Raw genomic sequence first — 14,342 nt, 5'->3', positions numbered from 1 at the left:
GGTGTTACTTATACTGTAACTATAGGATCCTCTAGTTCTCAAGTAAGAATAACATGTGATACTTTAATAGTTGATGGATTAGCTATAGCTTTAAATAGTATCGCTAAAATTCAAGTATTAAGCAGTAGTGTTGCTGATACTAATTTTGCTAATAAATTAATAAATAAATTAAGAAACGTAACTTCATGCAGTTCTAATTATTTAGCAATGACTTGCGATGATGATTCATACTGCAAAAACTGTGGTAAAGAAAAGAAAGATTGTTGCTGTAAGAATGGTCTACAAGATTATATAAGAAGAAACAGAAATGATTTAACTTCTCTAGGTTTCCAAGGTGACTTTAAAGAGGTTCAATCTTTATCTGCAATAGATTCTATAATTAATACTACAGTAGTTGGTTCTATAGCTACTTTAACTAACACAGTACCAGTTGTAGGTTCAGTTGCTGCAAATACTACTACTACTCAAGCTGTTACTTCAATAGTTACAACTCCTGCTAGCGTAGTGAGTAATGTACTTGTAAGCCCTCAAAGCGTTTTAACAAATATTACTACAACTAATACTACTGTTGCAGGACAGTTTACAGTTACTCCAAGAACAGTTGTTGATCTAGTTACTACTAGTGGTGTTGAAGTAGTTAATAGTATCGTTGCTACTACAGGTTCAGCTTTTGTTTCTTCTACTTTAGCTACAGTACCTGCTGTTACTAGTGTTATCCCTACTACTACACCAGCTGTTAACTCAGTTACTGCTACTGTTACTACTGTACCTATAGCAAATGCTGCAGCTACATTACCAGTTGTTACTAGCGTTACATCTACTACAACTTCAGCACTTAACGCTATTACTCCTAGCACTACTGCTGCTGTTACTGGTGTTGTTCCTGCTATAGGTTCTGCTGTTAACTCTGTAGTAGGAGCTCCAGAAATAGTTATAAATGGTGTTACACCTACTACTTCAGCTTTTGTTTCTGCTATAACACCTACTACAGCTTCTGTAGCTACTGATTTAACAGTTGATACAATAGTTGGATTATCTGGTGTGGGAACTACAACGACTCCTGTTGTCAATTCAGTTGTAGCTACTACAACTGCTGTTATAAATAATCTTACTGGAACTCTAGTATCTGTTGTTGCTGGATATCCTGCTCCAACTTCTATCTCTGGTGTACTAAGCGGTGTAACAACAATAGTATCTACTACACCTACAGCTACTACACTTTCTGTAATTAACGGTCTATCATTATTAAACGGAGCACTAGAAGTTACTATAGATACAGTTATAGCAATTACTATATTAGGTACTATAGGTATTTCTATACCATTAACAATTACTTTACCAGTATTAATCGGAGGTACTCCATTAACATTAGTTAATGCTTTATACAACGTACTTCCATCAACTACTCCAGTTCTTACAAGTCTTGGTGCTACTGCTACAATATCACCTAGCGTTCTTACTGGATTAGGTACTCCAGCAACACAATCTGTATTCTCATCTTTACTTGCTACTACTTCAGCTGTTGTTTCTTCAGTTGCTTCAACTACTGGTGCTGCTATAAGTTCTGTTACTCCTACAACTACTCCTGTTGTTAGTGGTGTAACATTTGGTGTAGCTGATGCAGTTACTTCTATTGCTGCTACTACTGCTCCTGGTTTAGCTTCAATAACACTTTCAACTGTTGCTGCAGTATCTACAATAACATCTACAACTACTCCTGTTGTTAATGGTATTACTACTACTACTGCTCCTGTTGTTAGTGGCGTAACAGGTACTACTACTCCTGTTGTCAATGCTGTTACTGCTACTACAGATGTAGCTATTAGCGCAGCTGCTGCTACTATATTAAGTGTAGTTACTAGTGTAACTTCAACTACTACTGCTGTAGTTAATGGTATTACTACTACTACTGCTCCTGTAATAAATGCTTCTAGTGGAGCTATATCTCCAGTTATTACTGCTATAACTGCTACTACAGCTTCTGCAATAGATGCAGTAATAGATCGTACTACAATCATAAATGCAGTTAATACTATCCCTGCTTCTATAACAGTAGCAAGTGCTATAACTCCTGTTACAGCAACTATAAATAATGTAAATGCTATAATACCAGCAACTATAATCCAAGTAAACTCTATTGGTACAACAAGTGTAGTTAACTCTGTTGGCTTAACAACTTCTACAGTAAATGTATTGAACCAAGTAGTTATTACACCTTCATTAACTGAGGTTGTTGGTGCAATAGAAGCTTCTACTATAACTGTTTTAAGCCCTAGTCCAGATCCTATAACTGGTGATTTAGTTGCACTTGGTCAAGGTCTTGCAGTAATTTACGAACTAAACGGAGATATATCTATTTACTCTTTATGTAAAGCTGACTCTGTTGAAACTGTTTAATCTTTAAAGAAAAAAGCTACTATTTATAGTAGCTTTTTTTTATTTAATAATTTTGTATCTCTATACATCATTTTTTCATATTGTATATATTAAGGTATATTTTAAATCATATTGTTTAGGGAGTGATTAAATGAATTCTCTGAAAGAATGCTGCATTAGCAGTATAAGATTTGTACTTAGTGCTATTCAATCTACAGCTATAGATGTGTCTATTCCAGGATTTGGAGTTGAGGTATTAATTACTACTACAACTGGAGTCACATATACTATACTTGTAGATTCATCTTGTGGCTACCAACTTATTATCAATAATGACTCTATAATAATCGATAACGTAATAATCTCATTATCTAGTATCGCTAAGATTAAAGTTCTAACTAGCAATATATCTAACAATAATTTTTATAATGTGTTACTTAACAAATTATCTAGTATCACAGCCTGCTGTAATAATAGTCTAGCAATAACTTATGATGAAGATTCTTATTGTGATTGTTGTAAAAAAACAAAAGAGCAATGCTGCTGTAATAGTCCTCTTCAAGATTATATTTCAAAAAATCAATGTGAGTTAAATTCTATAAACTATCAAGGCTCTTTGAATAAAATAAACTCTATATCTGCAATTGATTCTATATCTAGTACAACAGTAATTAAATCAGCATCTATCTTAACTAGTACATCGCCCGTTATAGGAAATGTATCTTTAGAATTAAGTAATACTAGTATTATTAAATCTATATCAACTACAACAGTTGATGTGGTAAATGACATTTCAATAAGACCCGAAAGTATTTTACAAAACATATTACAAACTAATACAGTAGTATCTTCTCCAGTTTTTACAAATTTAATTTCTATTGTAGACTCAATCTCATACTCATCTACAGAGGCAGTTGGTAGTGTATCAGTTTTATCAAATACTATTATCAGCTTAATATCTGCTAATACAGATACTGTTATAAAAGATATTAACACCACCACTTCAACAGTAGTTGAATCAATAGATGTTACTACTTTGCCTATCATTAATAATATTACAACATCCACGACTAATGCTATTAACTTACTTATTTCAAGCTTTACACCTGTTATATCTGACATAGATTCTAACTCAACTACTGTAATTGACACATTGACAGTCGACTATACTACTGTAGTTTCCAATATAACTAACTCTACTACAAGTGTAGTTAATGCTGTTGCTCCAGAATTTATATCAGTTATTTCAAGTGTAAATACTTTTACAACTACTGCTTTAAATACTATCAATGTAGATACAATTTCTGTAGTTAGCGATATTGGTTCGTCTACTGTTAATGCTATAAACTCTATTGTTACAAGTACTTTACCTATGATTTCAAGCATTATAGTTCATGATTCTAGCGTAATTAGTTCTATTACTGCTACAACATCTCCTGTAATTAGTAGTATTATTCAATCTTCATCAGCAGCAGTTAGTTCTATAAGCTTAAGTACTATAGATGTTGTTAATAGTATAACTCAAACAACAGTGAGCGCTGTTCATTTTCTATCTTCATTTACAATACCAGTTATAAATACTATTACACAAACTACAACAAGTGCCATTAGCTCGATAACAACTAACTCAGTACCAGTTATTAATTCTATAAGTGCTTCTATATCAAATGTAATAAGTACAATAAATGCTAGTACAATAGATATAATAAATATATCCGCAATTTCTACATCCAATGTTTTAGATTCTATTACACCTACTACAACTAATGTTATCGGAAATATTGATGTTGGTATTGATACTGTTTACAGAAGTGTGGCTGTTACACCAAGTATTGCTATTGCTTCTATTGTATCTAGCTCTTCATCGGCACTTAGCACTATAGTAGGCAAGAATATTTTCGTAGTTGATAGCATAATCCCTAGTTTTACTTCTGTAGTTAATAATGTTACTAGTAGTGTTAGTGACGTAGTCAGTTCAATTGTTGTTACAACAGGGGCTGCAACTCGTCTAATTATGGATACATCTACTCCGGTTATAAATAATATTATCCCAATATCTTCCTCAGTTATTAGTAGCATCTTTCCTACTACTTCTACTGCTGTCAGTAGCATTACTTTTACCACTTATCCTGTATTAGATAGTATTGTTGGGTTTCCAGTTGATGTTGTAGAGAGTATAAATACTACATCAATACCAGTAATTAGTACTATCACTACTTCAACTACTAATGCTGTAACAAGTTATCCTAATCCAACATCTATAAACGGAGTTATTAGTGGAATCACTTCAGCTACACTTTCTTCATCTACAGGTATAACAGTTCCTGTTATTGGAACTGGTTCATTAATGATCGATGCAGTTATTACAGTTACTGTTCCGGTTATTAATGTTCCATTATCTATTACAATTAATGTTCCCGTATTAATAGGAACAGTACCTGTAGTTGTAGGTAGTCAAACTGCAAATGTATTTCCTGCACCGACTACATTTATATCTGGCGTTTCTGGTAGTCCAACTATAACTAATAATGTTTTAACTGGATTAGGTACTCCTAATTTAACTACCGTTGTTAGTAATGTTCAATCTACTACTGCTTTAGCTTTAAATAATCTTAGCACTAATGCTACTGATGTAATACAAGATTTTCTATTTAGGTATGCTCCTATTGTCGGTACTATAGGGTCTACAACATCAACATTTATTAGCGATGTAACTACAACTAATACTACTGTAGTTGATAATCTTATCTTCACTACTACAAATGTTTTAAATAGTGTAACTTCAGCAGGACTTGAGGTAGTTACAAGTATAACACCTAGTACTGTATCCGCAGTAAACAGCGTTACTTCAAGTTTACTTCCTGTAGTAAGTACTATTAGTACTAATATTTCAACTGCTATTAATGAACTTCTTACTTCAACTATATCTGTTATTAACTCTATTGATACTAGCGCAGTATCTGTAGTTTCATCAATAGTAAATGTAGATCCTATACCTGTAGTAACATCTGTTGCAACTATACCTGTATCTGTAGTAGGTAATATAAATACTACATCAACTGTTGTAATTACATCTATAACTACCGATACTACTTCTGCCATTAGCAATATTAACTTTGACTCTACTTCTGTAGTTAGTAGTATAGTAAACACTAGTACAACAGTCATTGGTGATGTTAGCTCACTTTCTACTACTGTAATAAATAGTATTACTACTGACTCTATCCCAGTAATTAATAGTGTAATACCAGTCTTTACTACAGTTATTAGTAATATTGATACTAGCACCAATTCCGTAATAGATAATATAGAATTATCTTTTGATAATTTTATCAACTCTATTACTAGTAATACTACAACTGTTATTAATAGTTTGGATACAAATACAATTAATGTGCTTGGAAGTATATTTGTAGATACTCTACCTGTTATTAATAATATAGATACTACTTCTAGTAGTGTAATTAATAGTATTACTGTAACTTCTCTGTCTGCGGTTGGTAGTCTTACTGTAACTTCTACCACAGTTATAAGTGGTTTAGTTACTAACAGTATTGATGTAGTTGAGAATATAAATACAACTTTTACACCTGTAGTTAATTCTATTGATTCTATAAATTCATCTGTAGTTGAAAGTATTGAATCCACAACAACTACTGCTATTAGTGATATAAATGCCACTACTATCTCTGTTGTTAATGATGTAACTTCATCATCTACTTCTGTAGTTAGTACAATTACTACTGAAACTTCACCTGTTGTGAGTAGTATTTCTATATCTTCTATACCAGTTATAGATAATATAAGCGCTAATACTACTGTAGCATTAAATAATATAACTTCTAGCTCAGTAAGTGCTATTAGCAGTATTTCTACAATTACAATACCTGTAGTAAATTCATTAGTATCTACTACATCAACTATTAGTAGTGTAATTAATTCACCTTCTACTGTAACAGTTGTTAGTAATATAGACTTATTAAGCACAATTGTTAATAATATAGACTTCGTAACCTCTTCAACTATAAATAATATTTCAAATATTAATACAGATACTGTTGTAAAGTCTGCATCCTTGAATATTGCTCCTGTAAATGCTTTGACAGAAGTATTATTATCTACTCAAAGTACTGAAGTTATAAATAATATAAGTGCCTCAACTATAAGTGTATTAAGTCCAACTCCAGAATCTATTGGAGGATGTGTATGCGCTGTTGGTAATGGGCTTTTAGTTGTAGTAGAGTTAAATGGAGATATATCTATCTACTCAATATGTAAAATAGATGCAGCCGAAATTAATTAAGTCTACAATAATGTGAATGATATTTTACTGGCTACAAAATTTAAATAAGCTGGCTCCTAATAGTTATAGGAGCCAGCTTATTTAAATTTTAGTAATACTCTTTTTCAGTATGTTTAACAAGTATAGTAATTTAAAACTTTAAGCATTATTTATCTTCATTATAGGAATCAATATATTCACTAAATGATACTACAGGACTAACTTTAACTAAGTACTGATAAATATAGTATTGAGTTCTTAAGCTCTCATTTGAAAGACTGCAAAGTTTATTTATAAATTCTTCTTCTTCCTTAGAAATAACTATTGCAATTGTACCTAATTCATCAATATTATATTCTGTTGATAAGAATAATCTTTGAATTTCTAAAAGAGTGAAAAATCTTAGATGTGTTCTATCAAGTATTCCTGCCTCTGAGTAAGTAAAGCTACCATTTATAAGATTTCTAAGCTCTGTTACATGCATTAGGTTTGGAATACTTGCTATGATATGCCCAGTCTTTTTAAGATATTTTTTTATATTTCTTAATACTTCCCAAGGATCTTTTAGATGTTCTAATACATCTGCAAGTATAATATAATCAAAAAAACCTTCTTCGTATGGAAGCTCTATTTCTTCTACACTTCCACAGATTACATTTGCAAAACTTTTACCTATTTTAGTAGGTGGCTCGCAAACTTCTATACCATAAATATCTGCATTTCTAAATCTGCTTTTTATCTCTAATAAAGTTGCTCCAGCTCCACAACCTATATCTAATACATTCATTTTCTTGTCTTTATCTTCTTGGATTTTTTCTACTATATCTAGTCTTGGATAAGCACTGTATCTAATATTAAATCCCCATTTTTCATTCATTTTTACAAAGTTAGTATTCATATTGTTTATAAAACTGTCCATATTTTCTTTAAAAGATACACTACCAAAATGATGTACAAAGCAATCTTTGCATAAAAGTAGTTTATACCCTTCTACTATTATTCTAAATGATAGGTCATTATCTTCATAATTACCAGGTGTGAATCTTTCATCTAAAAATCCTACCTTATCTAATACTTCTTTTTTTATTAGATAGCAAAATCCTACCAGTGTTATTTTATAATCCCATAATTGTTCATTAGATATATTTACTTTGCTAGCGAAATCTATCATCTGGGATATATCAGTATAGCTTACTTCAATTTGTTGCGCATTTGAACAGTTATTAGTTATAGCCCCTACTGCACCTATATCATCTTTACTATATAAGGCTTTATCTAAATTATTTAGCCAGTTCGGAGTTACAATAACGTCATTGTTTAAAAGAAGTACACTATCCCCCTTAGCTATCTTTATACCTTGATTGCATCCTGCTGGAAAACCAACATTTGTATCATTGCATATTGAAATAATATCTTCTTGCTCTTTAAGCCATGATACAGTGTCATCACTAGAATTATTATCTACAACAATTATTTCATATTTATTTTTTGGAGTAAACTTCCTTATACTTTCTATACATAATTTTGTATATTCTAATTTGTTATATGTCAATATTATTATACTTGTAAAATTTATCTCCTCACTTGTATTATAGTCATATTCTTGTATAAACTGGTATGTTTCTTTGTTTAAAGATATTTCACCATTCATATTTAAATCTCCTCACTTATGTTTATTTTTTTCTTACCTATTAATTTATGCATAAGATCTACTTATTGATATTTATATATTAAAACTTATGTAATATTTCTCATATTAATAACATTTAATTGTCTATTTTCATATGATAAATAGGTGAGTTTTTACATTTAGTTTAAATTAAATAAATATTTACTTTACTAAGATTGATAACTATCTAATAGATTTATTGCTAAGCTTGCAATTATTACTTATTCATAAATTACAGAGCTTCTAATTTATAAGCATATAAAATATTTAAGGAGGAAATATGCATGAAAGATAATACTATAAGTGTATGTATGATTACAAAAAACGAAGAAAAAAATCTTCCTAGATGCCTAGAAAGCATAAAAGATTTTGCTAATGAAATAATAATAGTCGATACGGGTAGTACTGATAAAACTGTTGAAATTGCAAAAAAATATGGTGCAAAGGTATACCACTATAAATGGAAAAAAGATTTTAGCGATGCTAGAAACAAGTCACTTGAAAAAGCAACTATGGACTGGATAGTATTTTTGGATGCTGATGAAGAGCTACCTCTTGAAGAATGCACAAAATTAAGAGCAAGAATAAATGCAACTCCTTATGAAGGACTTTACCTAAGACTTGTAAATATTATATCAGATACAAACCTAGGTGATGCTATTGTACTTAGAGCTTTTAAAAATAAACCTCTATATAGATTTAGAGGAAAGATGCATGAACAGATTGTCTTTTCTATTCAGGAAGCTGCTGGCCTTGACTGTATAGAATCTACAGATGTTAAAATAATACATTATGGTTATGATCCTGATGTTGCAGACTTAGATGCTAAGCAAAAAAGAAACTTAGAGCTTTTAGAGAGTTATCCTGAAAGTGATAGAGATGGATATTTCTATTATTCATTAGCTAATGAATATGCAAGAATAGGAGAAAATGACAAGGCTCTTGAGATATATTATAAAGCTATGGATACTCCTATGGTAAATGGAGCCTTCCCAAGTTTTATGCCTTACTTAGTTGTTAATGTTGCAAGGGTACTTACAACATCTAAGAGATACATTGATGTTATTAACTATCTAAAGCCATTTGAAGAAATATATAAAGACTTTGGAGATCCACATTTTTTTGAATGCCTAGCTCACATAGAATGTTCTAATTTTACAAAAGCAAAAGATGCTCTTCTAAGATATTTGAATTCTGAGACTGGAAGCTATATATATCCTAACAGCAATTTTGAGGATCAGTTTAATATGGGAAAATTATTGAAACAATTAAAAGCTTCTTGCATTCCTCATGAGGAAAACTTAATAAGTGCACTAATTATTGCCTCTGAAGATGAGGAGCATTTAGTTGACACTGTTAAGACTGTAAATGAAATTGCTCATGAAGTAGTTATAATTACTCCTCAGGGATCAAATTTAAATAAAAAGGCTGTATCAAATGTAGGCGCAAAGGTTGTTGAGTCTAAATCTGATATTTATGAGGATTTATTTATGGAAGGCTACAAACAATGTAGCGGTCAGTATATATTATTTCTGAAACCAAAAGAAATTTGCTCTCTTGATACACAAAAATCACTTACATCATATCTAGCTATTAATAAAGTAGAATCTTTAAACTTACTAGTGGTTGACACTCTAAAAAATGTTCAAAGTAACGAATTTAGAGTATTTAAAAATACGGAGTTAATAAAGAAAATGAATAACTTCAAGGACTTTGCTAAGTATTTCGATTCAATAAACACTAATACAGTAAATATATATCTTCATAAGATGTACGAATAGATAGTTCATTTTTATTAAAAAATAAGTATCACAATATCAATTGTATTTTATTGTGATACTTATTTTTTTAATCTATATTTATAATCTTATCAATATCATTGCTAAGTAGTATAGGCATATATCTTATTATTTTTTCATAAGGCCAATCCCACCACTTTATATCCAATAATCTTTCAATCTGGTTTTCTGAAAATCTGTATCTTATTCTTCTAGCTGGATTTCCACCAACTATAGAATATGGTTCTACATCTTTTGTAACTAAAGAGTTTGTGCCAATAACTGCACCATCGCCAATTGTTACCCCAGACATTATTGTTGCTCCATATCCAATCCAAACATCATTACCAATTATAACATCACCTTTAGTTGTAGGATTTCCTTTAACATAGGTGAAATCTTGTAAAAATACATTAAATGGATATGTTGTAATCCAATCTGCTCTATGCTCTCCACCTATAAAAATAATAACATTTTGTGCTATAGAACAAAATTTACCTATAATTACTTTACTATCTGATAAATAGTTCAATATATTAGGGTCTCCATAGGTAAAAGCACCAATATGTGTATTTAGCTCTGATATTATTCTTTCAGGTTGATCTTTCTTTAATATATCTAAAACACAATAATCTTCTTGTGTGGGTTGTTTTTCTGAATATATTACTGAATCATCATCCTCATTGTTTAAGCAATATTTTGAATTATATAGGTACCATGGTTCTTCCTGTTTTGCTATAACTACTCTATACCCACTATTAGTAAATTCATTAATATGATTTATAATAATACTATTATTAATAATAGCTAAATCCTCATCCCACAATATATCATATTGAGTTACTATTAAATCTTCATATATATATTCTACATCCATAATTAATTCTTCTTCTAACTGTAAATCTTCTTTATTTTTATTTGCATGTATTCCAATAATTCCTATAGATTGATCCTTAAATATGTTTAATATATCTATTATAAAATTTTGATTGCATATAAGAATATCTTCTTTGACATATACCTTATACTTAGCATCGTTAGACTTTATTACTAGATTATAAGAGTTGGGAACTGATTGAGAATCAGATATATAATTTATATCAATACTATACCCATCCGGAACAATTATATTTTTTATATATTCTACACATTCATCGTATTTTGATTTATCTTTGACAATACTCACAAAGCAAATTTTCTTGTCATTCATTTTATATCCTCCTAATTTTATCCATCTCCTATTTAATTTATGACGTATTGCAAGCTTTGTTTACTTAATTTAATACTTAACCTTTTAATAATTCTAATGTATTTTACATATGTTATAATTGATATAATATTACTAAAATAGCTAAAGGAGAAAACAATGAAAAATCTAAAAATATACTTTACATCAGATTTACATGGGTATATATATCCCACTGATTACATAGATAAAATCGAAAAAAATATTGGATTACTAAATATTATCAACTCTTTTGAAAAAGATGAGAATACCTTAATAATAGATGGTGGAGATACTATACAAGGCTCTCCTTTTACTAACTATCTGAGTAATGCTGAGTTTGATGTTCATCCAATGTCTAAGGTCATGAATACTGGAGGATATGATTATATTACTCTTGGAAATCATGATTTTAACTATGGATATGATTATTTAAAAAAGTATCTTACTAATTTAGATGCAAAATGCTTATGTAGCAATGTAGTTGATAACACAGGACAACTTCCAATCTTGCCTTTTGATATTAAAACTTTAGGTAATGGTCTAAAAATCGGTATAATCGGATTTACTACCGACTTTATAAACAGATGGGAAAGGTCTGAAAACATAAATAACTTTACTATAAGTGATACTTTTTCTTCAATAAAACCTTACTTTGACAAGATAAAAGATGAGTGCGATGTTTTGATTGGTATTTATCATGGTGGATTTGAGTATGACTTAGAATCTCACACTCAATTAAGTACTACTCATGAAAATATTGCTTACAAAATATCTAAGGAGTTTAACTTTGATATACTTCTTACAGGTCATCAACATATGGAAATTGGTGGTGAGTACTTACACGATACATACATTGCTCAAACTCCTCATAATGGAAGTAAGTTCTTAGAGCTAAACTTAGAAATTGATGATAATAACAATAGAAATATAACATCAAGCTTAAAGAATGTAGTTCTTAATCCAAATAAAGAAATGTATGATGATTTATTGCCACTTGAGACTAAAGTACAAGAATGGTTAGATACTCCAGTAGGATTTTTAGATAGTGACCTTCATCCAAGTAGTCATTTAGATATGGCACTTAATGGTTCAAATCTTGCTAACTTTATAAACCAAATAGAACTAGAGCAAAGTGGCGCTGATGTAGCCTGTACTTCTTTTGCAAACTCTATAAAAGGATTCGATAAAAATGTTACTGTAAGAGATATAATGTCTACTTATATGTATCCAAATACATTAGTAATGCTTGAAGTTGATAGAAATATTTTAAAAATGGCTTTAGAAAGATGTGCTAGCTACTTTACTAATAACAATGGCGAGCTTTCTATTTCAGATTTATTCTTAAAGCCTAAAGTTGAACATTATAACTATGACTATTTCGCTAATATTAACTATACTTTTGACTTAAATAAAGAGGTCGGAAGTAGAGTTACTTCTATTATGTTTGATAATAAGGAGCTAGATAATGATACTAAGCTTACTCTTGTTATGAATAACTATAGAGCAAGTGGAGCTGGTGGATATGAGTTTTACTGTGACTGTAAAATAGTAAGAGAAATAATGGTTGAGATGCCTGAGGTTATTATTGATTATTTCAGAAATAATAAAAATGTTGTAGTTGATAAATCTAAGTATTTAACTGTAATTTATTAAAATAAATATAATTTAAAATACCCATCTCTATATTTTAAAAGATGGGTATTTCTAGTTATATAAATTCATCTAGAGGTATTATATGAGAGAATTTAAATATATACTGATATGCACTATATTGAGTTTTATACTCATTACTAGTTAACATACAAAGCTTTTCAATAAAATTATCTTCATCTGTAGAAGAATTTATTACTCTCGCTCCAAATTCAGTAACTCTGAATTTATTATCTGCAAATAATTCATGAGTATCTTGTAAAGTAAAGAATCGTAAATGTTCATAACTTAATATTCCATTATTTTCATAAGTAAAGCTTCCATTTATAAGATTTTTTAATATGCTAACATGCATAAGATTTGATATTACTACTATTATATAACCTGATTTTTTCAGATATTTTTTTATTTTTTCAACAACACTCCAAGGATCATTAAGACATTCAATTACTTCATCAAGAATTATATAGTCAAAGAACTCTTTTTCATATGGCATTTCTAATGTTTCTATATCTGCACATATGGTATTTGAAAATGTTTTAGCTATGTCTGAAGAACTCTTATTTTTTTCTATTCCATATAGATTAGCGTTTTTATATATGTTTTTTATATCTAATAATGTCTCACCTGATCCACAACCAACTTCTAATATGTTCAATTTTCTATCTTTAAACTCCGATATTTTTTCAATTAAGCTAAGTCTACTTGGATTATCATATGTTAAATTAAATCCCCATTTTTCATTAAGTTTTAATAGGTTATTATCTGTATTAATAATATTACTTTCTTTATCCTGTTCAGGTGTAGTGCTTATCATTTCGTGTATAAATGTATCTTTGCATAATAATATTTCATAACCTTCTAATAATATTCTCAATGATATATCGTAAGACTCATAATCACCAGATATAAGTTTTTCGTCTAATGCACCAATTTTATCTATTACTTCCCTTTTTATCAAATAACATAATCCAGATAATTTTATCTTGTTATGCCATAAGTTATTATTTGATTTATTATACTCTTTAGCAAATTCTATCATATGGTCTAGTTGTGAGTATTCTACTTTTATATGGTTACTATTTTTACTATTGTTAGTTACGGGCTCTACTGCTCCTATATTTTCATTACTATATAAAGCTTTATCTAAATTATTCAACCAGTTTGGTGTTAGTATAGTTTCATTACTTAATATAAGTATGTTCTTTCCTTTTGATATCTGTATGCCTTGATTGTATCCTTTAGACACACTAACTTCATTTTGATTATATATCCCTGTTATATCATTTTGTTCTTTTATCCACGATGCAGTACCGTCGCTAGAATTGTTATCAACTACAATTAGTTCATATTTATCTT

General features: G+C 29.7%; 7 protein-coding genes. 4 read left to right on the top strand and 3 right to left on the bottom strand.

What is annotated here, in order from left to right; all coding sequences use genetic code 11:
- A partial coding sequence (locus tag CHL78_RS20865) for a beta strand repeat-containing protein (RefSeq protein ID WP_158540724.1) occupies window positions 1-2,397 on the top strand: 2,397 nt, incomplete at its 5' end.
- Between the two features lie 130 nt (window positions 2,398-2,527).
- Window positions 2,528-6,679 (top strand): beta strand repeat-containing protein, encoded by a 4,152-nt coding sequence (locus CHL78_RS20575; RefSeq protein WP_147295842.1) that lies wholly within the window; start codon window positions 2,528-2,530, stop codon window positions 6,677-6,679.
- 145 nt (window positions 6,680-6,824) lie between these two features.
- Here CHL78_RS20575 and CHL78_RS17110 read toward each other — a convergent pair whose 3' ends face one another.
- Window positions 6,825-8,309 carry a bifunctional glycosyltransferase family 2 protein/class I SAM-dependent methyltransferase gene (locus CHL78_RS17110; RefSeq protein WP_094366202.1) on the bottom strand — a complete coding sequence of 495 codons (1,485 nt, stop codon included), beginning with the start codon at window positions 8,307-8,309 and terminating at the stop codon, window positions 6,825-6,827.
- Window positions 8,310-8,611: 302 nt separating this feature from the next.
- Between CHL78_RS17110 and CHL78_RS17105 the strand changes: the two genes are divergently transcribed.
- Entirely contained in the window at window positions 8,612-10,108 is a 1,497-nt protein-coding gene (locus CHL78_RS17105; protein WP_094366200.1) for a glycosyltransferase family 2 protein, read from the top strand.
- A 67-nt stretch (window positions 10,109-10,175) separates the two neighbouring features.
- Here CHL78_RS17105 and CHL78_RS21380 read toward each other — a convergent pair whose 3' ends face one another.
- Entirely contained in the window at window positions 10,176-11,315 is a 1,140-nt protein-coding gene (locus CHL78_RS21380) for a glycosyltransferase (RefSeq protein ID WP_094366198.1), read from the bottom strand.
- Between the two features lie 156 nt (window positions 11,316-11,471).
- Here CHL78_RS21380 and CHL78_RS17095 point away from each other — a divergent pair, with 156 nt between their 5' ends.
- Window positions 11,472-12,986: a bifunctional metallophosphatase/5'-nucleotidase gene (locus tag CHL78_RS17095; protein WP_094366196.1), complete on the top strand. Its 1,515-nt coding sequence runs from the start codon at window positions 11,472-11,474 to the stop codon at window positions 12,984-12,986.
- A gap of 55 nt (window positions 12,987-13,041) precedes the next feature.
- Here the strand turns inward: CHL78_RS17095 and CHL78_RS17090 are convergent.
- A partial coding sequence (locus CHL78_RS17090; protein ID WP_116041631.1) for a methyltransferase domain-containing protein occupies window positions 13,042-14,342 on the bottom strand: 1,301 nt, incomplete at its 5' end.

The sequence above is a fragment of the Romboutsia weinsteinii genome, assembly GCF_002250835.2.
In the GTDB taxonomy this organism is placed as follows: domain Bacteria; phylum Bacillota; class Clostridia; order Peptostreptococcales; family Peptostreptococcaceae; genus Romboutsia_A; species Romboutsia_A weinsteinii.
Note: the sequence above shows the minus strand (reverse complement) of the source record. Positions and strands in the feature narration are given on the sequence as shown.